The organism is Streptomyces anulatus (assembly GCF_014650675.1).
Taxonomy (GTDB): Bacteria; Actinomycetota; Actinomycetes; order Streptomycetales; family Streptomycetaceae; genus Streptomyces; species Streptomyces anulatus.
In genome coordinates, this window is sequence record NZ_BMVK01000001.1 from 293,096 (window position 1) to 316,056 (window position 22,961).

Consider the following 22,961-nt stretch of genomic DNA (forward strand, 5'->3'; position numbering starts at 1 on the left):
GCCCTCATCCGGCGAGCAGCCGGGTCAGTTCGGTGCGGGAGCGGATGCCGAGGGCGGCGAAGACGTTGCGGAGGTGGTGGTCGACCGTGCGGGGGCTGAGCGACAGCCGCAGTGCCACTTCCCGGTTGGTGGCCCCCTCGGCGACGCAGCGGGCGATGCGCAGCTGCTGGGGGGTGAGCGCCGCCAGCGGTCCGTCCGCCGCGCTCCGCGAGGCCCCGGCCGGCTCCCCCGCCGCCCGCAGCTCCCCGGCCGCCCGGTCCGCCCAGGCGCGGGCCGAGCAGCGCTGGAAGGCGACCAGGGCGTCGCGCAGCGGGCCGCGGGCCTCACGGGTGCGCCGGCGGCGGCGCAGCCACTGCCCGTACAGCAGCTGGGTGCGGGCCCGTTCGAAGTCGCCGCCCGCCCGGCCGTGGTGGGCCAGGGCCTCGGCGTAACGGGCGTCGGCCTCGTCGGCGGGGGCCAGCAGGGCCCGGCAGCGGGCCAGTTGGGCGGGCGCGCCCGGATCTGCGGTCCGGGCGGCCCAGGAGGCGAACTCGTCGACGGCGGCCTGGAGTTCGCGGGACTCCTCGGGCAGCCGGCCGCCCAGGACGGCGGCCTCGACCCAGCAGGGCACGGCGAGCATCCGGGCGGCGAAATGCCCCCGCGCGGGTCCGGTCCCGACGAGGGGGGCCAGCCGGGCGGCCGCCTCGCCGGGCCGCCCGGAGGCCAGGTCCGCGCGGGCCCGTGCCCAGGTGGCGAGGGTGACGGCCTGGGCCAGGCCGTGCGGCCCCGCCCCGGCCAGCGCGGCGTCTCCGTGCGCGGCGCACGCCTCGGCGGGTCCCTCCACGGAAGCGGCGAGGGCGAGCACGGCGTGCAGATGGGCGGAGCTGTTGGGCTGCCCCGTACGGCGGGCGGCGTGCAGCCCCTCCAGCGCGTGGGCCCGCGCACCGGCGTGCCGCCCGGCCCGCAGTTCGGCGTAGGCGAGGTGTTCGAGGGCCTGGGGCAGCAGCGCGTCGGGTCCCCCGGTCCGTACGGCGGCGAGCGCGCGGGCCCCCGCGCGGCAGGCGGCGGCGACGTCCCCGAGGACCAGGGCCGCGACCCCGGCCCGGAGCAGCGCGGCCGGGGCGCACGGGTCCCCGGCGGGTTCGAGGCAGTGGCGGAGCAGGGCGTGGCCCTCGGCGGCACGGCCTTCGAGCACGGCGCACATGCCCGCCCGGTAGTGCTCCAGGCCCGCCTCCAGCGGGGTGCGGGCGAGGCGGTTCATGGCGTCGAGGTAGCCGAGCGCGTCCCCCGCCGCCCAGGCGGCCTCGGCCGCGCCGAGGAGGGCGTCGAGGGCCCGGCGGGGATCGTGCGGGCCGAGCAGCGCGGCCGCGGCGAGCAGCGCTTCGTGGGCGTCGGCCGCGGGTCCGGAGCGCAGGGCCAGCATGCCGTGGACGTAGGGGGCGAGGCCTCGCGCGACCTCGCCGGGCGCCCCCGCCGCGCCGGGCGCCCGGGGCCCGGTCCTGGCCAGCAGGGCCCGGGCCAGGGCCGGGTCGCCCGCCAGCCCCGCCTGCTCGGCCGCCGCGGCGAACCGGGCCGCCCGCAGCGCCGGTTCGGTGGAGAGCAGCGCGGACCGGACCAGGGCGGCGGAGCGTTCGGCGTGCGGGAACGGGCCGTCGGCGCCGGCGTCGAGCCGGGCGGCCAGCACGGCATCCGGCCCGGACGCGGCACAGGCCCACTGGACGAGGGCGGCGAGCGGGACGGGCGGGGGTGCGGGAGGCGGGGTGGGCGAAGGCGACGCGGGAGCGGCGTCCGGAGAGGCCTCGCCCGCCGCCGCCGGGACGCCGTCCGCCCGCGCGGCCCGGGTCCGGTCGCCGGTCTCCGTCAGCAGGGTGGCGAGCAGTTCGTGCGCGGCGCGGCGCTGGGCCCAGGGGGCGTGGTGGAGTACGGCGCGGGCGACGAGACGGTGGGCGAAGTGGACCCGGCTGCCCGCCCGTTGGAGAAGGCCGTCGGTGACGGTACCGCCGAACAGGGCCCGGTCCAGGAAAGCCCGGGGCAGTCCGCCTCGGGTGCCCGCGCGCAGCAGGAGCAGGGCGTCCGCCCCGGCCCCGTCCGGCTCGTGCTCCTGGGCCGCGGCGGCGAGCAGGAGCAGGGCCCGGGTCCGGTCCGGGAGGCCGTCGAGGCGTTCGGCGTGGGCGGCGAGCACCGCTTCGCCGCCGGGCAGGGGGAAGGGCAGCGGGGTGCGGCCGGCGAGCTGGTCCGGGGTGAGGCGGCCGGCGAGCCCGGCGAGCAGGCGGGGGTTTCCGGCGGCCTCACGGAGGAGCTCGGCACGCACGACCGGGTCGACCCCCTCCGTGCCGGGGGTCGCGCCGGGGGGCGAACCGAGAGCCGCGCCGGAGGCCGCACCAAGGGCCGCTCCGGGGGTCGGACCGAGAACCGCACCGAGGGCCGTACCGGGGGTCGAACCAAGGGCCGCACCGAGGGCCGTGCCGTGGGTCGAACCAGGGGCGGCACCGAGGACGGCACCAAAGGTCGCACCGAGGCCCGTACCAGGATCCGCGCCGGAAGCCGTGCCGGAGGTCAGCCGGTCCAGGAGCGCCGAGGCCGCGCCCTCGTCCAGGGGCGCGAGGTGGAGCGTGGGCAGTCCGGCGAAGGCGGTGGCGTCGGCGGCCGAGAGGAGGACGGCGATCCGGCTGCCCGCGCCCAGTCCTCGGGCCGCGAAGGCGAGGGCGGTCCGGGACGCCGGGTCCCAGGTGTGCGCGTCGTCGGCGCAGACCAGCAGGGGCCGCCCGGCGCCGAGTTCCCGCAGCCGGCCGGCCAGCGCGTCGGGCGCGATGACGGGGGGCGGGGCGGCGGGCGGAGGGCCGACGGAGGTGTGGGCCGAGCCGAGCAGGGCGTGCAGGGCGCCGCAGGGCACGGCACGCAGCGCGGGGGTGGCGGTGGCGTACAGCACGGGGCCCCGGTCGCGGTGCGCGTCGACGGCGGCGCGCAGCAGCGCCGTACGGCCGAGACCGGGTGGCGCGACCAGCACGAGCGCACCTCCGTCGCCGCGCCACAGGCGCGCCAACAGGCTTTCCAGAGTGGCGAGTTCATCGTCCCGGCCGTACAGCCGGAGCGGACTGCGCACGGTCGTCGATGGGGTCACATCGGCACCGTACGTTCGCGTCGGCGAGGGTGGAAGCGCCGCGTCCGGGTCCCGGGCGGGGACGGCCCGGTGCGGTGCGTGCTCCCAGCCGGAGCCCTGCCCCACTGTGCCGGAGCACAGTGCGGCAGGGCCAGGAGGGGGGCGTCTCGTCGAGCGGCGCGGGGTTACGCGGTGTGCGGGCAGTTGCCCCGGTACTCCGCGATGGCCAGGCTCGGCTGCGGGAGCGGGCAGAGGAACTGCTCGTAGCGGGTGTCGTTGTCGATGAATCGCTTCAGCCAGGAAATGCTGTACTTAGCGATCGTCGTGTTGGAGCTGTTCGGCGTGAAGTGCGAGGCGCCGCGCAGTTCCAGGTACGCCTTGTCCAGGGAGCCGGGCAGCGACTCGTAGAACGGCTCGGAGTGCGTGGCGACGGGGGCGACGGTGTCACCGTCCGCCCCCACCACGAGGGTGGGCGTGCGCAGTTCGGGCCAGGTCTTGTCGGTGTTCCAGCCGGTCAGCGGGATCGCCGCCTTCAGCGAGGTGCGGCTCTTGGCGGCCTCCAGGCTGCCGCCGCCGCCCATCGAGTGCCCCATCACCCCGAGCCGGGAGGCGTCGACCCGGGTCCGCACCGAGCTGCGCTGGGTCAGGTAATCGAGAGCGGCGAGGAGTTGGCGGCCGCGGCTGTCGGGCTGGTCGAGCGTGGTGTTGGTGTCGATGGTGAAGACGACGAAGCCCTGGGAGGCCAGGCGCGGGCCGAGCCAGGCGATGGAGGACTCGTAGGCGGTGAAGCCGGGCGAGATGACGACCGCGCCGAAGGTGCCGTCGGCGGTGGACGTCGGGTAGTGGATGGTGCCGCCGCCGAACCCGGTCACGGAGAGCGAGGAGACGGAGGTCTGCGAGGTGGCGTACGAGCCGCGGCTCGCCTCGATGGAGGCGTTGGTGGGGGCGGGGCCGCGCTCGTAGGGGTTGTCGGCGGCCTGGGCGCCCGGGACCAGAGCGGTCATCAGGAGACCGGCGGTGGCCGCGGCGGCGGTCAGCAGACTCGTGAGCGTACGGGAGCGGCCCGTGAACGTACGGGAGCGGCCCGGGCGGGGAAGGTGCGGGGGGATGGTGCCGGAGGGGAGGTGCTGCACGGGGGGATCCTCTCGGTGGTGGCGGAACCTCACCACGCGGGGACCGTCGGCCGTCGTCCGGGACCTTCGGGGTGGCGCCGCGTGGCTGCCGGCGTCGTTCGCCGGCGGTCGCCACTCTCACGCCGCGTCCCGTGGACGCGCATCGGCGGTATCACCGGCCTCGGGTGGGCCGGTGATACCACCGGTGCGTGTCAGGTGCTCAGCGGACCGGGTGTCCCGCTTCCCGCAGGGCGCCCTTGACCTCGGAGATCCGCAGGTCGCCGAAGTGGAACACGGACGCGGCGAGCACCGCGTCGGCTCCCGCCTCGATCGCCGGGGCGAAGTCGGCGAGCCGGCCGGCGCCGCCGGAGGCGATGACGGGGACGGTGACGTGCTTCCGCACCGCCTCGATCATCTCGGTGTCGTAGCCGTCCTTCGTGCCGTCGGCGTCCATCGAGTTGAGCAGGATCTCGCCCGCGCCCAGTTCGGCGGCCCGGTGGGCCCACTCGACGGCGTCGATGCCGGTGCCCCTGCGGCCGCCGTGCGTGGTGACCTCGAACGTGCCCTCCGGGGTGCGGCGGGCGTCGACGGAGAGCACCAGGACCTGGCGTCCGAAGCGTTCGGCGATCTCGCGGACGAGGTCGGGGCGGGCGATGGCCGCGGTGTTGACGCCGACCTTGTCGGCCCCGGCGCGCAGCAGCTTGTCGACGTCGTCCGGGGTGCGGACGCCGCCGCCGACGGTGAGCGGGATGAAGACCTGCTCGGCGGTGCGGCGGACCACGTCGTACGTCGTCTCGCGGTCGCCGCTGGAGGCGGTGATGTCGAGGAAGGTCAGCTCGTCGGCGCCCTCGGCGTCGTACAGCTTGGCCATCTCGACGGGGTCGCCCGCGTCGCGCAGGTTCTGGAAGTTGACGCCCTTGACGACCCGGCCGTTGTCGACGTCCAGGCAGGGGATGACGCGTACGGCGAGGCTCACTTCGCGCCTCCCCGGTAGGCCTCGACCTCGACCTCGACGACCAGGCTCGGGTCCACGAAGCCGGACACGATGATCATGGAGGCGGCGGGGCGCACGGCGTCGAACAGCTCCTTGTGGGCGCGGCCGATGTCCTCCACGTCCCGGGCGTGCGTGAGGTACATCCGGGTGCGGACGACGTCCTCGCGGGTGAGGCCCGCCTGCTCCAGCGCGGCGAAGGCGACGCCGAAGGCGGTGACCGCCTGCTCGTACGGGGAGCCCGCGGAGATCTGGCCGTTGACCACGGAGGTGCAGCCGGCGACCAGGACGAGCCCGTTGGGGAGCTCGACCGCGCGCGAGTAGCCGAACTTCTCCTCCCAGGGTGCGCCGGTGGAGATCCGGCGTACGGAGGAAGCGGCGGTCGACTCAGAAGAATCGGTCATGCGGCGACCGCCTTGAGTGCCTCTTCCAGCGTGAACGCCTTCGCGTACAGCGCCTTGCCGACGATCGCGCCCTCGACGCCCTCGGGGACGAGGAGGGAGATCGCGCGGAGGTCGTCGAGCGAGGAGACCCCGCCGGAGGCGACGACCGGGCGGTCGGTGGCGGCGCAGACGTCCCGCAGCAGGCCCAGGTTGGGGCCTTCCAGGGTGCCGTCCTTGGCGATGTCGGTGACGACGTAGCGGGCGCAGCCCTCGGCGTCGAGGCGGGCGAGGGTCTCGTAGAGGTCGCCGCCGTCTCGGGTCCAGCCCCGGCCGCGCAGGGTGGTGCCGCGGACGTCGAGGCCGACGGCGATCTTGTCGCCGTGCTCGGCGATGACCTTGGCGACCCACTCGGGGGTCTCCAGGGCGGCGGTGCCGAGGTTGACCCGGCGGCAGCCGGTGGCGAGGGCGGCGGCGAGCGAGGCGTCGTCGCGGATGCCGCCGGACAGCTCGACCTTGATGTCCATGGCCCCGGCGACCTCGGCGATCAGGGCGCGGTTGTCGCCGGTGCCGAAGGCGGCGTCCAGGTCGACGAGGTGCAGCCACTCGGCGCCGGCGCTCTGCCAGGCGAGGGCGGCCTCCAGCGGGGAGCCGTAGGAGGTCTCGGAGCCGGACTCGCCGTGCACGAGGCGGACGGCCTGGCCGTCGCGGACGTCGACGGCGGGGAGCAGTTCAAGCTTCGGCATTACAGCGTCTCGATCCAGTTGGTCAGCAGCTGGGCGCCGGCATCGCCGGACTTCTCGGGGTGGAACTGGGTGGCCCACAGCGCGCCGTTCTCCACGGCGGCCACGAACCGTTCGCCGTGCGTGGCCCAGGTGACCTTGGGGACACGGATCTTGGCGTTGGTCACTTCGAGGGACCAGTCGTGCGCCGCGTAGGAGTGCACGAAGTAGTACCGGGCGTCGGCGTCCAGGCCGGCGAAGAGCTGGGAGTCCTCGGGGGCCTCGACGGTGTTCCACCCCATGTGCGGGACGACGTCGGCCTTCAGGGGTCCGACCGTGCCGGGCCATTCGTCCAGGCCCTCGGTCTCCACGCCGTGCTCGATGCCGCGCTCGAACAGGATCTGCATCCCGACGCAGATGCCCATGACGGGGCGGCCGCCGGAGAGCCTGCGGCCGACGACCCAGTCGCCGCGGGCCCGCTTGAGCCCGTCCATGCAGGCGGAGAACGCGCCGACGCCGGGGACGAGGAGCCCGTCGGCGTTCATCGCGCGGTCGTAGTCCCGGGTGATCTCGACGTCCGCGCCGACATGGGCGAGGGCCCGCTCGGCGGAACGGACGTTGCCGAAGCCGTAGTCGAAGACGACGACCTTCTTGGTGTCAGTCACAGCGTGCCTCTCAGTCCCACAGTCCCTGGATCCGCAGGATGCCCGCCACCAGGCACATCACGGAGCCGATCGACAGCAGCACGATGACGCCCTTGGGCATCCCCTGCTTGGCGAAGGAGTAGACGCCGCCGGCCAGGAAGAGGCCGACGACGATCAGGATGGTGTTGAGGCCGGTCACAGGGCGCCCTTCGTGGAAGGCAGGATGCCGGCGGCGCGGGGGTCGTGCTCGCTGGCGTACCGCAGGGCGCGGGCGAGCGCCTTGAACTGGCACTCGACGATGTGGTGGGCGTTGCGCCCGTACGGCACGTGGACGTGGAGGGCGATCTGCGCCTGGGCGACGAAGGACTCCAGGATGTGCCGGGTCATCGTCGTGTCGTACTCGCCGATCATCGGCGCCATCTTCTCGGGCTCGGTGTGCACGAGGTAGGGGCGGCCGGAGAGGTCGACGGTGACCTGGGCGAGCGACTCGTCCAGCGGGACGGTGCAGTTGCCGAAGCGGTAGATGCCGACCTTGTCGCCGAGGGCCTGCTTGAAGGCGGCGCCGAGCGCGAGCGCGGTGTCCTCGATGGTGTGGTGGCTGTCGATGTGCAGGTCGCCCTCGGTCTTGACCGTGAGGTCGAAGAGGCCGTGGCGGCCGAGCTGGTCGAGCATGTGGTCGTAGAAGCCGACCCCGGTGGCGACATCGACCTTGCCGGTGCCGTCGAGGTTGATCTCGACGAGCACGGACGTTTCCTTCGTGGTGCGTTCCACGCGGCCTACGCGGGGGCTCATGCGTCGTGCTCCTTCTTCAGTTCGCGTACCGCATCGAGGAACGCGTCGTTCTCTGCCGGGGTTCCCGCGGAGACCCGCAGCCATCCCGGTACGCCGTTGTCCCGGACCAGGACGCCCCGGTCGAGGATCTGCTGCCAGACGGCGTGGCTGTCGTCGAAGCGGCCGAACTGGACGAAGTTGGCGTCCGAGTCGGTGACCTCGTAGCCGGTGGCGCGCAGCTCGGCCACCAGCCGGTCGCGCTCGCTCTTGAGCTGCGCGACGTATCCCAGCAGGGTATCGGTGTGCTCCAGGGCGGCGAGCGCGGTGGCCTGGGTGACGGAGGACAGGTGGTACGGCAGCCGCACCAGCTGGACCGCGTCGACCACGGCCGGGTCGGCGGCGAGGTAGCCGAGGCGCAGTCCCGCCGCGCCGAACGCCTTGGACATGGTCCGTGAGAGGACCAGGTTGCGGCGGCCCTCGATCAGCGGGAGCAGCGAGGGGTGGTGGCTGAACTCGCCGTAGGCCTCGTCGACGACGACCATCGAGGGCCGGGCGGCCTGTGCGGCCTCGTACAGGGCGAGGACGGTCTCCGCGTCGACGGCGGTGCCGGTGGGGTTGTTGGGCGAGGTGATGAAGACGACCTCGGGCCGGTGCTCGGCGATGGCGGCGCGGGCGGCGTCCACGTCGATGGTGAAGTCGTCGTTGCGCGGCCCGGAGATCCAGCCGGTGCCGGTGCCCCGGGAGATCAGGGCGTGCATGGAGTACGAGGGTTCGAAGCCGATCGCGGTGCGGCCGGGCCCGCCGAAGGTCTGGAGCAGCTGCTGGAGGACCTCGTTGGAGCCGTTGGCGGCCCACACGTTGGCCGTGCCGACCTCGTGCCCGGCGGTGCGGGTGAGGTAGCGGGCCAGCTCGGTGCGGAGCTCGACGGCGTCCCGGTCGGGGTAGCGGTTGAGGCCGCGGGCGGCCTCGCGGACCCGCTCGGCGATCCGGTCGACCAGGGCTTCGGGGAGCGGGTAGGGGTTCTCGTTGGTGTTGAGGCGTACGGGAACGTCGAGCTGGGGGGCTCCGTACGGGGACTGGCCGCGCAGTTCGTCGCGGATGGGGAGCTCGTCCCAGGGATTGCCGGGCGCGGGGTCGTTCGTCACTGCTGCGGAACCTTCCAGCCACTGTGTTCGTCGAGTTCGCCTTCGGCAAAACGTGCCTTCAGTGCGGCGCCGTGGGCGGGGAGGTCCTCCGCCTCGGCGAGGGTCACGACGTGGTGGGTGACCTCGGCGAGCGCGTCGCGGCTGTAGTCGACGATGTGGATGCCGCGCAGGAAGGACTGCACGGACAGGCCCGAGGAGTGGCAGGCGCAGCCGCCGGTGGGCAGGACGTGGTTGGAGCCGGCGCAGTAGTCGCCGAGCGAGACGGGCGACCAGGGGCCGACGAAGATCGCTCCGGCGTTGCGGACCCGGTCGGCGACGGCGGCCGCGTCGGCGGTCTGGATCTCCAGGTGCTCGGCGCCGTACGCGTCGACGACCTTGAGGCCGTCCGCGATGGAGGAGACCAGGACGATCGCGGACTGGCGGCCGGCGAGGGCGGGCTCGATGCGGTCCTTGATGTGCTTGGTGGCGGCGACCTGGGGGGCCAGCTCGGCCTCGGTGGCGGCGGCCAGCTCCTCGGAGTCGGTGACCAGGACGGCGGCGGCCATGGGGTCGTGCTCGGCCTGGCTGATCAGGTCGGCGGCCACGTGCGCCGGGTCGGCGGTGGCGTCGGCGAGGATCGCGATCTCGGTGGGCCCGGCCTCGGCGTCGATACCGATGCGGCCCTTGAGGAGGCGCTTGGCGGCGGCGACGTAGATGTTGCCGGGGCCGGTGACCAGGTTGACCGGGGGGCAGTCCTCGGTGCCGTACGCGAACATCGCGACGGCCTGCGAGCCGCCCGCCGCGTACACCTCGTCGACGCCGAGCAGGGCGCAGGCGGCGAGGATCGTGGGGTGCGGGAGTCCGCCGAAGTCCTTCTGCGGCGGGGAGGCGACGGCGACGCCCTCGACGCCCGCCTCCTGGGCCGGGACGACGTTCATCACGACGGAGGACGGGTAGACCGAGCGGCCGCCGGGGACGTAGAGCCCGACGCGCTCGACGGGCACCCACTTCTCGGTGACGGTGCCGCCGGGGACGACCTGGGTGGTGTGCGTGGTGCGTCGCTGCTCGCGGTGGACGAGCCGGGCGCGGCGGATCGACTCCTCCAGGGCGGCCCGGACGGCCGGGTCCAGCTCCTGGAGGGCGCGGGAGATGGCGTCGGCGGGCACCCGGACCGACTCGATCCGGACACCGTCGAACTTCTCCCCCCACTCGATGACTGCCGCTGAGCCACGATGGCGCACGTCCTCGCAGATGGGCCGCACCGTCTCCAGGGCGGCTTCCACGTCGAACTCGGCACGGGGCAGCAGGTCGCGCAGGGCAGCACCCTCGGGGAGGGCGTCACCGCGCAGATCGATTCGAGAGATCACACGGCAATTCTCTCAGACCGGTCGGAGCGGCCGGTCGCCCGTATCACTGGCTGATATCGGTCGCCCGTACCACTGGCCGATACGCGTCTCGGCCATGTCCGGCTGTCACTGCTGACCGCTAGCTTTCATGGCGTCACACAGAGGGAAGAACAGCACTACAGCATGTGCGCACGGAGGGAGCGGCCGTGACCGAGCCGCACGAAGGCGATATCCCGGACGGACTCAGCGCAGCGGAGCTGGGCATGTGGCAGTCCTTCCGCAACGGCACCACCTACGACTTACGCAGCTACGACCCGACCCACAACGACCCGTTCGCCCCGCAGGTGTGGGGGCCCGAGCGGAGCGTCGGCGCGCGCACGGTGGCGCGGCTGCTGCTGAGCGGCCCGCCGGCCCGGCCGGGCCGGGTGGCGGCACTGAAGCTCCGGGGGGTGCGGATCACCGGGAAGCTGGATCTGGCGGGCGGCCGGGTGGCTCCGTACGTGGAGCTGACCGGCTGCCGTTTCGAGCAGGAGGTGGTGCTCCCCGAGTGCCACTTCACGACCCTGCGGCTGGTGGGGTGCGCGCTGCCCCGGCTGGAGGCCGCACGGCTCCACACGGAGGGCGATCTGCATCTGCCGCGCTGCCGCATCGACCGGGGGATCCGGCTGACCGACGCCCAGATCGGCACCGATCTGCTGATCAACCAGCTCAGCGTCGGCCCGGACCGGCACGGGCGGGCCATCGTCGGGGACGGCATGGCGGTCGCCCAGGACCTCCAGGCCGAGATGATCGAGACGGTCGGCGAACTGAGCCTGCGCGGGGCGAAGGTGGGCGGTTCGCTGAGCCTGCGCGGCAGCCGGCTGCGCGCGGCGGAGGACCGTCGCGCGCTGAACGCCCCGCAGCTGACGGTGGAGCGCACGCTCTACATGACCGAGGCGTGGGTGAGCGTCGACACGGGGAACCAGGGCACCACTCCCCCGTACGGCGTGGTCTACGCCCCGACGCCGGCGCGCGGCACCCGCTCGCAGATCTTCGAGTGCCGGGGCGGGGTGCGCCTGGACGACGGGCGGTTCGGGGACGCGGTGGACCTGCACAAGGCCCGGTTCACCATGACCCGCCAGGAGGAGTTGTCGCTGCGCCGGATCGTGACGCCGGAACTGCGGTTCAACGCGGAGCGCCCGGAGGAGGGACGGGTCGTCCTGAACGGCGCGAAGGTGGTGACCCTGATCGACCTGTCGACGAGCTGGCCGGGCCCGGGCGGTCTGGCGATGGGCGGCTTCGTCTACGAGAACCTCGTCCCCTACGGCCACTTCCCGCTCTCCCGTCGGCTGGAGTGGGTGCTCGCCGCGACCCCGGAGTACGTCCCCGAGCCGTACGAGCGGCTGGCCACGGTGATGCGCAGTTGCGGCGAGGACGCGGACGCGCGCGAGGTGCTGCTGGCCAAGCAGCGCCGCCGCCGCGAGACGCTGCCGCCCGCCGCGAAGGCGTGGGGCTATCTCCAGGACTGGACGGTGGCGTACGGCTACCGGCCGGGGCGGGCCGCGGTGTGGATGGCGGTGCTGTGGGCGGCGGGCACGGCGGCGTTCGCGCAGCACGTGCCGCCCTCCATCAAGGGCGAGGAGCATCCGCAGTGGAATCCCGCGCTGTACGCGCTGGATCTGCTGATCCCGGTGATCAACCTCGGGCAGGACGGCTACTGGCGGATGGAGGACGCCTGGCAGTGGACCGCGGCCGGGCTGGTGCTGGTGGGGTGGGTTCTGGCCACCACCGTGGCGGCGGGGGCGTCCCGGATGCTGCGCAGGGGCTGACCTCCGAGAGGTGTTCATGCGGCCGAGGGCGGCCGGGGCCGGGAATCCGGCCGCCCGCACCGCGTGACCGGAGGGACGGACGAGCGTCACGGGAGGGTGCGATCAAGCCAGCGAAGGACATTTCCTTTGCCCTTTCTTGACCCGGTCCGATACAACCCATTCACTCGGCACAGAAGCTTCACAGCACACCTCTGGCGCGGCCCTCACCAGCGCTTTTCAATGGTCTGCACCATGGCATTCCTTCGCGCTCTGCTCAGTACCGCGCGCATGATCCGGCACAGCCCTCCGCTGTCCGCCGGACTGCCCGCGGATGACGCGGTGCTGCTCGACGCCCCCGACGAGCGGCTCTCTCCCGCGCTGGTGGCCGCTGCCCTGGGGGACTACGAACCGGCGGCCAAACTGCTCGCCACCACCCGGGACGCCGCCGACTGGGAGAACCGGGACCGCTACCTCGGCCGGCTCGTCGCCTTCGCCCGCAGCCGGGACGGCTGGCTCGTCGACTGGCTCGCCGCCGCCCCGCGCGATCCGGACGCACTGCTGGTCAAGGCGGAGCTGTCGGTCCGCCGGGCCTGGGAGTCGCCCGCCCGCGCGGAACGGCTCCGCGAGGTCGGCCCGCTGATCACCGCCGCCGCGGAGGCGGACCCACGCGACCCCGTGCCGTGGCGGCTCGCCCTGGACCACGCACGCGGCACCCACGCCACGCACACCGCCTTCGAGTCGCTGTGGGAACAGGCCGTACGGCGCTCCGCGCACCACTACGGCTGCCATGTGGCGGCGCTGCGCTACCTCTCCGCCGCCTGGTACGGCTCGCACCGCGAATGCTTCGACTTCGCGGAGCAGGCCGCCGAGGACGCGCTGCCCGACTCCCTGGTGCAGGCACTGCCGGTCCGGGCTGCCTTCGCGCTGCTCCTGGACACCCAGGCGGCGGGCCGGACCACCTCCGTACTGGAGGAGCGGATCGACACGGCGGCCGACCTGGCGATCAGGCTCTCCGCCGCCTACCGGCCCGGCGATCCGTGGCCGGCCGAGGTCCGCAACCTCCTCGCGTACGTCCTGCTCGCCCGGGGCCGCTGGGCGGAGGCGCTGCACCAGTTCAACCTGATCGGCCTGCACGCGACGTCGTTCCCGTGGTCGTCGGTGTCCGAGGACGCGCTCGGCCGGTTCCTGGACGCGCGGGACGGCGCACGGCTCCAGGCGGCCTCCCTGACCCCGTTGCGCAACCGGGCCGACCACGGCCGCCCCCGGGGCCATTACGCTTGAGCGTTGTGACCACCGCCCGCCTTCCCCTTTTCCCGCTCAACGCGGTGCTGTTCCCCGGCCTGGTGCTGCCGCTCAACGTCTTCGAAGAGCGATATCGCGCCATGATGCGGGAGCTGCTGAAGAGCGACGAGGACGAACCTCGCCGCTTCGTCGTGGTCGCGATCCGCGACGGCCGCGAGATCGCCCCGACGGCCACCGGCATGCCGGACACCGTCGCGGCCGCCCCTCCCCCCGAGCGTGCCCCGGCGGAGGGCTTCGGCCCCGATCCGATCCAGACCTTCCACCGGGTCGGCTGCGTCGCCGACGCGGCGACGATCCGCGAGCGCGCCGACGGCAGCTTCGAGGTCCTGGCCACCGGCACCACCCGGGTCAGGCTGCTGTCCGTCGAGGCGAGCGGCCCGTATCTGACCGCCGAGGTCGAGGAGCTGGACGAGGAACCGCCCGGCGAGGACGAGGGCGACGAGGCGGGAGCGCTCGCCGAGGGCGTCCTGCGGGCCTTCCGCGCCTACCAGAAGCGGCTGGCCGGGGCGAGCGAACGGTCGCTGGCGACCGGCGCCGACCTCCCCGACGACCCGTCCGTGATCTCCTACCTGGTCGCGGCGGCCACGGTCCTGGACGTCCCCACCAAGCAGCGCCTGCTCCAGGCCCCGGACACGGCGACCCGGCTGCGCGAGGAGCTGACGCTGCTCCGCAAGGAGACCGCGGTCATCCGGCACCTGCCCTCGCTGCCCGCGACCGACCTGACACGGGCCCCCACCCACCCCAACTGACGAGGACCGGCCCCCGGTGGCGAAGAAACCCAAGAAGCAGCAGCCGGGCGGCACCCCGGCCACGGTCGCCCTGACCGCGGCAGGCACCGCCTTCACGGTCCACGCCTACGACCACGACCCTTCCTCCCCGTCCTACGGGGAGGAAGCCGCCGAGGCCCTGGGCGTCTCCCCCGACCGGGTCTTCAAGACCCTGGTGGCGGACGTGGACGGCGCCCTGACGGTCGCGGTGGTCCCGGTGGCCGGCTCCCTGGACCTCAAGGCCCTGGCCTCCGCGGTGGGCGGCAAACGCGCCGCGATGGCGGACCCGGCCGCCGCGGAACGCACCACGGGCTACGTACGCGGCGGCATCTCCCCCCTGGGCCAGCGCAAACGCCTGCGCACGGTCCTGGACGCGTCGGCGCGCGCCCACGCCACGATCTGCGTGTCGGCGGGCCGCCGCGGCCTGGAGGTCGAACTGGCGGCGACGGACCTGGCGGAGCTGACGGGGGCGACGTTCGCGGAGATCGCACGGAACGCCTGAGCACCCTTTCGGGGTTGGGGCTGGTTTCCAGCCCCTCCGGCGATTGAGGAGCGGGGTCCGGGGCAGAGCCCCGGTTTCGGGAAGGGGCGGGTAGGGGAACAAGCCCGCCGCAGGCGACCCTAGGCCGCCCCACCGCCCGCACCCGGCCCAGCAGACGGCCCGGCCGACGGCCCCGCCAGGGGCCCCTGCACCGGCCCCCCGTAATACTCCGCGTACCCCGACCAGTCCGGCTCCACATCCCGCGGCCCGAACGCCGCGGTGAGCAGCAGATGGATCCCCATCGCCGCGAACGGCCACGCCAGCACCGCCGCCCACACCGCGTGCAGTTCCAGCGGAGCGTCGAACGTCACGCCCTGGCCGGCCTCCCGGGCCCGCCCCACCACGTCGGAGGACGGCCCCAGCCAGATGCCGATCCGCCACGCCAGCAGCGAGGCGAGCAATCCGCCCAGCGCAAGACCCACGACCACGAACACGCCCCCGCGGCGCAGCCGCCAGAAGACGGCGGCGGCCGAGAGCGCGCCGAAGCCGATGGCCAGCAGGACGAACGTTCCGTCCGCCCCGATCGCCTCCTCGCCCTCACTGTTCTCCAGGAAGACCGCCGTGTCGTCGGAGATCAGCGGAACGCGCGGCGCGAGCCACAGCCACAACAGCCCGAGCGCGATGCCCGCGAGCGCTACCAGGACCAGGACGACGGCGGCCTGACGGAGCTCCGTGGCCGTGTCCGGGTCGTCCGGATCGCCCTGGGGCGCGGGATGGGAGCCCGAGGGCGGGGCCTGCCACGGGTCGTGGGGGCCGGGCTGGTGGGGCGGCGTCAGAGGTGCGGTCACCGTGCCATCGTGCCAGGCCACCCTGTGAGGCGCCTCACCGGATGCCGCACCCGGCCGCACCCGTGCCCGTACGCCCGTCGGCCTGGGCCGTTACCGTACGGCGGCCCGCCGGTACGCCCACGTCGCCACGGCTAGCGAGAGAACGCCCACCGCCGCGCAGATCGCGAGGAAGAAGGCGATGAGCCCCCAGTCCGGGCGGGCGTCGAAGGACCGGGCCAGCGCCTCGACCCCGTACGTCGAGGGCAGCAGGTCGCGCGCCCACCCCACCGGCTCCGGCAGCCGGTCGGCCGGCAGCACCCCGAGCAGCAGGGCGGCGGACATCCCCAGCTGGCCCAGCAGGGTCGCCAGCTCCGGGCGCGGGGCGAGCAGCCCGAGGGCCGCGCCGAGACCGGCCAGGGCCGCGCCGGAGAGCGGCACGACGGCCACCAGGACCCACAGATGGGTCATCGGCAGCTGGAACAGCACGCTTCCGGTGATCGCGGTGAAGACCGTGCCGGGCACGGTGAACGAGGCGTAGGCGGCGGCCGCGCCGAGCACCACCGCGGCGGGCGGCACGGGCAGGGTGGCGTAGTGGTCGAGCCCGCCGCCCGCCCGCAGCTGCCCGAAGTACTGGGCGAGCAGGTTGAGCGCGACGAACGCGACGACCAGGACGCTGGATCCCGCGACCACCGCGCGGGCCTCCGAGCCGCCGTCCACGACCCCCCGCATCAGGACCATGATCCCGACGGACTGGAAGGTCGCCACGAAGAGCAGCGGGATCCGGGCGACCCGCGCCCGGGAGAGCTGGGCGCGGTAGACGGCGGCCAGCGAGGGCAGCAGCCGGGCGCGCGGTGCGAGGGGCGCGGCGACGGTACGGGCGGGGCCCGTACCTGAGGAGCCGGACGCGGGCCGGACGCGCGGCGGTGCGGTCCTGGCCGGAATGATGCTCGTCACCTGCGGCCGCTCCCCTGAGACACGTCCAACACGTCCAACCTGCCGCGTACGTCCGCCGCGTTCACCGCGTTCACGCTCCCCACGCCTCTCACGTCTGTCACGCCTTCACCAGCCCCTTGGTCGCATTGGCCGCGTCTCCCCCGAGCGCGAGATAGACATCCTCCAGGCTGGGCGTGGCCAGGGTGAAATCGTCGAGCGCGGCGAAGGCCGCGCCGCCGGTCACCGCGGCGACCGCGGCCCGCGCCTCGTCCGGCCCCAGACGCAGCACCCAGCGCCGCCCGGACTCCTGGGCGGACGGCCGCAGCGCCGCCACCTCGGGGACGTCCAGCGGCGCCCGCTCGCGCCACACGAGCTCGACGCGCACCTCCCCGGCGACCTTTTCCTTGAGCCCGGCGGGGGTGTCGCAGGCGATGACCCGGCCGCGTTCGAGGACGGCGACCCGGTCGAGGACGGTCTCGGCCTCGATCACGTTGTGGGTGACCAGCAGGACCGTGGCCCCGCGCTCCGCCCGGCGGCGGTCGACGGCGGCCCAGACGGCGCGGCGGGCGACCGGGTCCATTCCGGTGGTCGGTTCGTCGAGGACGAGGACGGGCCGGTCGCCGACCAGGGTGGCGGCGAAGCAGGCGAGCCGGCGCTGACCGCCGGAGAGCTTCTTCAGGGGCCGCCCGGCGATGGCGGTGAGGCCCAGCTCCTCCAGGACCGCGTCGCGCTCGGCGCGGGCGTCGCGTACGGCGAGACCGCGCAGCCGTCCGGTGGTCTCGGCGGCGAGCGAGACGGTCAGTTCGTCGAGGGCGGTGGATTCCTGCCCGAGGTAGCCGATCAGCCGGGAGGCCCGCTCGGGGTGGCGTACGAGGTCGTGGCCCAGCACCTCGACGCTGCCGGAGTCGGGCCGCATCAGCCCGGTGAGCTGGCGGACCAGCGTGGATTTGCCGGCGCCGTTGGGGCCGAGCAGTCCGAAGATCTCGCCGCGTTCGACGTCCAGACTGATGCTGTCCGTGGCGCGGATCTCGGGTGTCGCGGGGGCGCCCCGGCGGCCCCGGACGGCGGGATAGGTCTTGACCAGATCGCGCACCGCGCACACGGTGCCGGTGTCCCTCTGCTCCTGTGCTGTGCCCGTACTCACGAGGTACGAGGGTACGGGGTCACATGCCCCGGTTCGCGTCCGGGGCCACCCCGCGCCGCCGGGCGATGGCCCGGCTACTCCCCCGCCGGTACGTGCTCGGCGGCGGCCCGCACGTCGATCTCCCGCCAGAAGCCGGCCCGGATCGCGTAGCGGTCGTGCTCGTCGATCTGGTCGTCCTTGTGGGCGAGGAGCCCGAAGCGGGCCGCGTACCGCAGCAGCTCGCCGTCGATCCGGTGCGGGATGCGCGGGTACATGGTGGAGAGTTTCTGCAGGTGGACGGTTTCCGGCAGGCGCTCCATCCAGCGGCGGGCGAAGACCTGGCCCACTTCGAAGGGGTCTCCGCCGACGGTGGTGATGTCCTCCTCCCGGTCCGCCCAGCGCTGTTCGGCGCTGGTGACCTGGGCGAGGGTCGGCAGGGACGCGGTCTCCGCCGGCTCGCCGAGGGGGCCGCCGCGCTCCACCCAGCCCTTGTCGGAGGACCAGCGCAGCGTGGCGTTGGCGGGCTGGGGCGGGTGCTGGCGGTCCGGGTGGGTGGCGTGGGCGCGCAGCGCGGCCAGGTCCTTGGGGGTGGGAACGCCCTTGTGGCCGGGGGCGGAGTGGGTGTCGGACGGGGTGGCGGAGGCGTTGTCGGCGGGGGCGGCGGCGCCGCTCCGGGCTGCGGCGGCCTGGGCCTCGGAGGCGCGTTCGGCGGAGGCGGCGAGGGCCGCCTCCGGCAGCGGTGCGGAGAGGATCGCGGCGATCTCGGGGCGCGGGACGGGCGGCGGGGCGCAGGTGCCGCCGAGGTCCTTGGCGCGTACGGCCTTGGTGATCCAGGCCCGGTCGAGGACGCGCCGTTCGTCGGCCTCGGCGACGAGGTCCTCGGACTGGTTGTAGTCGCCGTCCGCGGCCTGCACGGCCCAGAGGTGGACGGCGACCCCGTGTTCCTTGGCGGACATCAGGCCGGGCAGCAGATCGCCGTCTCCGGTCACCAGGACCACGTCCGAGCAGGCCCGGTTCCTGGCCAGTTCGGTGAGTTCGGCGTGCATGGCGGCGTCGACGCCCTTCTGCGCCCAGCGTCCGTCGCTGCGGGTCAGGGCGCCGAGCCGGACGGTCACGCGGGGCATCACGCGGAGCCGGCGGTGCTCGGGCTGGGGCACCCGGTCGGGGGCGCCGTCGAACCAGTAGATGCGCAGCAGGGGCTGTTGGGTGTCGGCCTCGGCGCGCTCGCGCAGCCCCTGGATGAGGGCGGCGTGGTCGACGGTGATGCGGGAACGGGCGGGCTCTCCGGCCAGCAGACTCGCGGCTGCGCCCAGCAAGTAGCCGGCGTCCACCAGGACGACGCAACGGTCCACGCGTTCCACCCTCTTCCGAATTCGGGAACGGTTCAGCGGCCCGCTCCTCGATGACCGGGTCCGCTTACCCAGGGTTTCCTTCGAGTCTGCCCGACCGCGCAGGGGTTAACGGCCGGAACTGGATCATCGGCGTGGCGGATCCGGAAAGGAAGAGGTGAGGGAAGGGAGAAGCGGAGGGAGAAGGCGCGAAGGGCCGGGCGAAGGCGGCGGAACGGGACCTCACTGCGGAAACCACTACGCAGGGTAATGATCCAACATGCGGTGTTTGCGGCGCTATGTGAATCTGACAGCGATCCTGGCCCCCAGGATTCCCCACAGGAGGCATTCACCATGGCCAAGAACAAGAACCGCAAGCAGGGCAGCCAGCACGACCGCGCGTCCGCGTCGGAGCGTAGCGCGGAGGAGGCCAAGTCGACGGCGTACGAGTCGCAGAACCAGCCGCAGGCGCAGGCCCAGGGCAGCCCGTCAGACGTGGCGCGCAAGCATCAGCGACGCTTCGGCCACAACTGACCCGTCGGCCGCTTGCGGTAGTGACAGGCGTTGAAGAAGCGAGAGGGGCGTCCCGCATCTGCGGGACGCCCCTCCTGCCGTTCTCGTCGTCGGCGCCGCGGTTCGGTCGGCCGCCGCGTGCTCAGCCGGCCAGGCAGGCCGGGCCGAGCAGCACCTTCAGGTCGCCGAAGAGCGCCGAATCGGCCTTCACCCGGTGCCGGTCGAGCCGGAGCACCGTGGTCTTGCGGGGGCCCTGGAGCTTGATGCGCACCTCGGTGTCGCCCCGGTGGTGGCTGAGCACCTCGCCGAGCCGGGTGACCATGGGCGGGGTGATCTTCACGGTGGGGATGGTGAGGACGACGGGCGCGTTGGTCCCGGCGTTGGAGATGTCGGGGACCTGCATCTCCATGGCGACCAGCCGGGGCACGTCCTCGCGCTTGTCCAGGCGTCCCTTCACGAAGACGACGGTGTCCTCGACGAGCTGGGTGGAGACCAGCTGGTAGGTGGCGGGGAAGAACATGCACTCGATGGAGCCCGCCAGGTCCTCCACGGTGGCGATGGCCCAGGCGTTGCCCTGCTTGGTCATCTTGCGCTGGAGGCCGGAGATGATGCCGCCGACGGTGACGATGGCGCCGTCGCCGTAGTCCCCGCCCATGAGCTGGGAGATCGAGGAGTCGGCCTTGTCGGACAGCACGTGCTCCAGGCCGAACAGCGGGTGGTCGGAGACGTACAGGCCGAGCATCTCCCGCTCCTGGGCGAGCAGGTAGGCCTTCTCCCACTCGATGTCGGAGAACTCCACGTCGAGCCCGAAGCCCGGCTCGCCGCTCTCCTCCTCGCCGCCCCCGAAGAGGTCGAACTGCCCCTCGGCCTCCTTGCGCTTGACCTGCACCACGTTGTCGATCATCGGCTCGTGGTGGGCGACGAGGCCCTTGCGGGTGTGGCCCATCTCGTCGAACGCGCCGGCCTTGATGAGCGATTCCACGGTGCGCTTGTTGCAGACGACCGCCTCGACCTTGTCCAGGAAGTCGGGGAAGGTGCTGTACTTCCCCTTCGCCTTGCGGGACCGGATGATCGAGTCGACGACGTTCTGGCCGACGTTGCGGATGGCGGTCAGGCCGAAGAGGATCACGTCGTCGCCCTGGGCGGCGAAGTTGGACAGCGACTCGTTGACGTTGGGCGGGAGCACCTTGATGCCCATGCGGCGGCACTCGTTGAGGTAGACCGCGGACTTGTCCTTGTCGTCCTTGACCGAGGTCAGCAGCGCGGCCATGTACTCGGCGGGGTAGTTCGCCTTGAGGTAGCCGGTCCAGTAGGTGACCAGCCCGTACGCGGAGGAGTGCGCCTTGTTGAAGGCGTACCCGGCGAACGGGACCAGCACGTCCCACAGCGCCTTGATCGCGGCGTCGGAGAAGCCGTTCTTCTTGGCGCCGGCCTCGAAGAGGACGAAGTTCTTCGCCAGCTCCTCGGGCTTCTTCTTGCCCATCACGCGGCGCAGGATGTCGGCCTCGCCCAGGGAGTACCCGGCGACGATCTGGGCGGCCTTCTGGACCTGCTCCTGGTAGACGATCAGGCCGTAGGTGAGGCCGAGGACCTCCTTGAGGGGCTCCTCCAGCTCCGGGTGGATCGGGGTGATCTCCTGGCGGCCGTTCTTGCGCTCCGCGTAGTTCGTGTGCGAGTTCATGCCCATCGGGCCCGGCCGGTAGAGGGCCGAGACGGCGGAGATGTCCTCGAAGTTGTCGGGCTGCATCTGGCGCAGCAGGGAGCGCATCGGCCCGCCGTCGAACTGGAAGACGCCGAGCGTGTCGCCGCGGCAGAGCAGTTCGTACGTCTTGGGGTCGTCCAGCGGGAGGGAGAGCATCTCCAGGTCGACGCCCTTGTTGGACTTCACCATCTTGATGGCGTCGTCCATGATCGTCAGGTTGCGCAGGCCGAGGAAGTCCATCTTCAGCAGGCCGAGCGACTCGCACTGCGGGTAGTCCCACTGCGTGATGGTGACGCCGTCGGTGTGCCGGACCCAGACGGGGGCGTGGTCGACGATCGGCTCGCTGGACATGATGACGCCTGCGGCGTGCACGCCCATCTGCCGTACCAGGCCCTCGACGCCCTTGGCCGTGTCGATGACCTTCTTGACGTCCGGTTCGCTCTCGTACATCCCCCGGATCTCGCCCGCCTCGCTGTAGCGCGGGTGCTTGGGGTCGGTGATGCCGTTGAGGTCGATGCCCTTGCCGAGGACGTCGGCGGGCATGGCCTTGGTGAGCCGGTCGCCCATCGCGTACGGGTAGCCGAGGACGCGGGCGGAGTCCTTGATGGCGTTCTTGGCCTTGATCTTGCCGTAGGTGCCGATCATGGCGACCTTGTCGGCGCCGTACTTCTCGGTCACGTACCGGATCACCTCGACGCGCCTGCGCTCGTCGAAGTCGATGTCGACGTCGGGCATGGAGACGCGCTCGGGGTTGAGGAACCGCTCGAAGATCAGCCCGTGCTCGATCGGGTCGAGGTCGGTGATGCCCATCGCGTACGAGACGATCGACCCGGCGGCGGAACCACGGCCGGGGCCCACCGCGATGCCGTTGTTCTTGGCCCACATGATGAAGTCGGCGACGACCAGGAAGTACCCCGGGAACCCCATCTGGATGATGATGTCCATCTCGTACTCGACCTGCTTCTGCCGGTCGTCGGGGACGCCGTTCGGGAAGCGGCGGCCCATGCCGACCCGGACCTCCTCCTGGAACCAGGTGATCTCCGTGAAGCCGTCCGGGATCTCGAACTTCGGCATGAGGTTCTTCGCCTCGAACATGCCGGTGGTGTCGATCTGCTGGGCGACCAGGAGCGTGTTGGCGCAGCCCTGCTGCCAGGCGTCGGAGGAGTCGACGGCGTACATCTCGTCCGTCGTCTTGAGGTAGTAGCCCGTGCCGTCGAAGCGGAAGCGGTCGGGGTCCGAGAGGTTCTTGCCGGTCTGGATGCAGAGCAGGGCGTCGTGGGCGGTGGCCTCGTGGGCGTACGTGTAGTGGGAGTCGTTCGTCACGAGCGGCGGGATGTCGAGCTTCTTGCCGATCTCCAGCAGCCCGTCACGGACCCGGCGCTCGATCTCGATGCCGTGGTCCATCAGCTCCAGGAAGTACTTGTCCGCCCCGAAGATGTCCTTGTAGTCGGAGGCCGCCTGGACCGCCTCGTCGAACTGGCCGAGCCGCAGCCGGGTCTGCACCTCGCCCGAGGGGCAGCCGGTGGACGCGATGAGACCTTCGGACCACTGGGAGATGGTCTCCTTGTCCATCCGGGGCCACTTCTGGAGCCAGCCCTCGGCGTACGCGTCGGAGGAGAGCCGGAAGAGGTTGTGCAGCCCGGTCTTGTTGGAGGCCCAGATCGTCTTGTGGGTGTAACCACCGGATCCGGACACATCGTCGCGCTTCTGGTGCGGCTGTCCCCACTGCACCTTGCGCTTGTGTTTGCGCGACTCCGGGGCGACATACGCCTCGATGCCGATGATCGGCGTGACGCCCGCCTTCGTCGCCGAGTGGAAGAAGTCGTAGGCGCCGTGGAGGTTGCCGTGGTCGGTCATCGCGATGTGCGACATGCCCATCTCGTTGCAGGCCTCGAACATGTCCTTGAGCCGCGCCGCACCGTCCAGCAGCGAGTACTGGGTGTGAACGTGCAGGTGCGTGAAGGGCGGCTTGGTCACGGCGTCGGGCCTCCGGGATGTCGGGCGATGACGGACGGGGGGACAGCGTGGA

General features: G+C 72.8%; 20 protein-coding genes. 5 read left to right on the forward strand and 15 right to left on the reverse strand.

Annotated elements, in window-relative coordinates:
* Nucleotides 1-4: 4 nt before the first annotated feature.
* From IE272_RS01305 to hisD, 10 genes are all read right to left on the reverse strand, one after another.
* Nucleotides 5-3,100, reverse strand: a complete 3,096-nt coding sequence (locus IE272_RS01305) for a helix-turn-helix transcriptional regulator (RefSeq protein ID WP_190006082.1) — start codon at nucleotides 3,098-3,100, stop codon at nucleotides 5-7.
* Nucleotides 3,101-3,264: 164 nt separating this feature from the next.
* Nucleotides 3,265-4,212: a bis(hydroxyethyl) terephthalate hydrolase gene (bdeA, locus tag IE272_RS01310; RefSeq protein WP_373304138.1), complete on the reverse strand. Its 948-nt coding sequence runs from the start codon at nucleotides 4,210-4,212 to the stop codon at nucleotides 3,265-3,267.
* Nucleotides 4,213-4,411: 199 nt separating this feature from the next.
* A complete protein-coding gene (hisF, locus tag IE272_RS01315; protein ID WP_007449112.1) occupies nucleotides 4,412-5,167 on the reverse strand; it encodes an imidazole glycerol phosphate synthase subunit HisF in 756 nt (251 codons plus the stop codon).
* Nucleotides 5,164-5,586, reverse strand: a complete 423-nt coding sequence (locus IE272_RS01320; RefSeq protein ID WP_050358080.1) for a RidA family protein — start codon at nucleotides 5,584-5,586, stop codon at nucleotides 5,164-5,166. Before IE272_RS01320 ends, hisF begins: the two co-directional genes overlap by 4 nt.
* Nucleotides 5,583-6,308 carry a bifunctional 1-(5-phosphoribosyl)-5-((5-phosphoribosylamino)methylideneamino)imidazole-4-carboxamide isomerase/phosphoribosylanthranilate isomerase PriA gene (gene priA, locus IE272_RS01325; protein ID WP_047176146.1) on the reverse strand — a complete coding sequence of 242 codons (726 nt, stop codon included), beginning with the start codon at nucleotides 6,306-6,308 and terminating at the stop codon, nucleotides 5,583-5,585. The genes IE272_RS01320 and priA overlap by 4 nt, the downstream gene beginning before the upstream one ends.
* Complete coding sequence (gene hisH, locus IE272_RS01330) at nucleotides 6,308-6,949, reverse strand: imidazole glycerol phosphate synthase subunit HisH (RefSeq protein ID WP_050358079.1); 642 nt, start codon at nucleotides 6,947-6,949, stop codon at nucleotides 6,308-6,310. Before hisH ends, priA begins: the two co-directional genes overlap by 1 nt.
* A gap of 10 nt (nucleotides 6,950-6,959) precedes the next feature.
* Nucleotides 6,960-7,127 (reverse strand): CG2302 family histidine operon protein, encoded by a 168-nt coding sequence (locus tag IE272_RS01335; RefSeq protein WP_003969742.1) that lies wholly within the window; start codon nucleotides 7,125-7,127, stop codon nucleotides 6,960-6,962.
* On the reverse strand, nucleotides 7,124-7,720 hold the full coding sequence (hisB, locus tag IE272_RS01340; protein WP_015607963.1) for an imidazoleglycerol-phosphate dehydratase HisB: 597 nt from the start codon (nucleotides 7,718-7,720) through the stop codon (nucleotides 7,124-7,126). Before hisB ends, IE272_RS01335 begins: the two co-directional genes overlap by 4 nt.
* Nucleotides 7,717-8,844 (reverse strand): histidinol-phosphate transaminase, encoded by a 1,128-nt coding sequence (locus IE272_RS01345; RefSeq protein WP_050358078.1) that lies wholly within the window; start codon nucleotides 8,842-8,844, stop codon nucleotides 7,717-7,719. The genes hisB and IE272_RS01345 overlap by 4 nt, the downstream gene beginning before the upstream one ends.
* Nucleotides 8,841-10,190 (reverse strand): histidinol dehydrogenase, encoded by a 1,350-nt coding sequence (gene hisD, locus IE272_RS01350; RefSeq protein ID WP_057662107.1) that lies wholly within the window; start codon nucleotides 10,188-10,190, stop codon nucleotides 8,841-8,843. The genes IE272_RS01345 and hisD overlap by 4 nt, the downstream gene beginning before the upstream one ends.
* Before the next feature lie 185 nt (nucleotides 10,191-10,375).
* Here hisD and IE272_RS01355 point away from each other — a divergent pair, with 185 nt between their 5' ends.
* From IE272_RS01355 to ybaK, 4 genes are all read left to right on the forward strand, one after another.
* Entirely contained in the window at nucleotides 10,376-11,977 is a 1,602-nt protein-coding gene (locus IE272_RS01355) for a hypothetical protein (protein WP_050358290.1), read from the forward strand.
* Nucleotides 11,978-12,196: 219 nt separating this feature from the next.
* The gene (locus IE272_RS01360; protein ID WP_050358076.1) at nucleotides 12,197-13,237 is read left to right on the forward strand and encodes a hypothetical protein; all 1,041 of its coding nucleotides are present in this window, start codon (nucleotides 12,197-12,199) and stop codon (nucleotides 13,235-13,237) included.
* A 5-nt stretch (nucleotides 13,238-13,242) separates the two neighbouring features.
* On the forward strand, nucleotides 13,243-14,007 hold the full coding sequence (locus tag IE272_RS01365) for an LON peptidase substrate-binding domain-containing protein (protein WP_050358075.1): 765 nt from the start codon (nucleotides 13,243-13,245) through the stop codon (nucleotides 14,005-14,007).
* 16 nt (nucleotides 14,008-14,023) lie between these two features.
* Nucleotides 14,024-14,527, forward strand: coding sequence for a Cys-tRNA(Pro) deacylase (gene ybaK, locus IE272_RS01370; protein ID WP_050358074.1), 504 nt, complete (start codon nucleotides 14,024-14,026; stop codon nucleotides 14,525-14,527).
* 119 nt (nucleotides 14,528-14,646) lie between these two features.
* Here the strand turns inward: ybaK and IE272_RS01375 are convergent, their stop codons facing one another.
* The 4 genes from IE272_RS01375 to IE272_RS01390 form a co-directional block, all read right to left on the reverse strand.
* Nucleotides 14,647-15,375, reverse strand: a complete 729-nt coding sequence (locus tag IE272_RS01375) for a hypothetical protein (RefSeq protein WP_050358073.1) — start codon at nucleotides 15,373-15,375, stop codon at nucleotides 14,647-14,649.
* Between the two features lie 69 nt (nucleotides 15,376-15,444).
* A complete protein-coding gene (locus IE272_RS01380) occupies nucleotides 15,445-16,287 on the reverse strand; it encodes an ABC transporter permease (protein ID WP_050358072.1) in 843 nt (280 codons plus the stop codon).
* A gap of 97 nt (nucleotides 16,288-16,384) precedes the next feature.
* Entirely contained in the window at nucleotides 16,385-17,368 is a 984-nt protein-coding gene (locus IE272_RS01385) for an ABC transporter ATP-binding protein (protein WP_073741955.1), read from the reverse strand.
* Between the two features lie 116 nt (nucleotides 17,369-17,484).
* The gene (locus IE272_RS01390) at nucleotides 17,485-18,750 is read right to left on the reverse strand and encodes an NYN domain-containing protein (RefSeq protein WP_179889896.1); all 1,266 of its coding nucleotides are present in this window, start codon (nucleotides 18,748-18,750) and stop codon (nucleotides 17,485-17,487) included.
* Between the two features lie 321 nt (nucleotides 18,751-19,071).
* Between IE272_RS01390 and IE272_RS01395 the strand changes: the two genes are divergently transcribed.
* Nucleotides 19,072-19,251: a hypothetical protein gene (locus IE272_RS01395; protein ID WP_007456121.1), complete on the forward strand. Its 180-nt coding sequence runs from the start codon at nucleotides 19,072-19,074 to the stop codon at nucleotides 19,249-19,251.
* Between the two features lie 121 nt (nucleotides 19,252-19,372).
* Here the strand turns inward: IE272_RS01395 and dnaE are convergent, their stop codons facing one another.
* Nucleotides 19,373-22,909: a DNA polymerase III subunit alpha gene (dnaE, locus tag IE272_RS01400; protein WP_050358070.1), complete on the reverse strand. Its 3,537-nt coding sequence runs from the start codon at nucleotides 22,907-22,909 to the stop codon at nucleotides 19,373-19,375.
* Nucleotides 22,910-22,961: the final 52 nt, after the last annotated feature.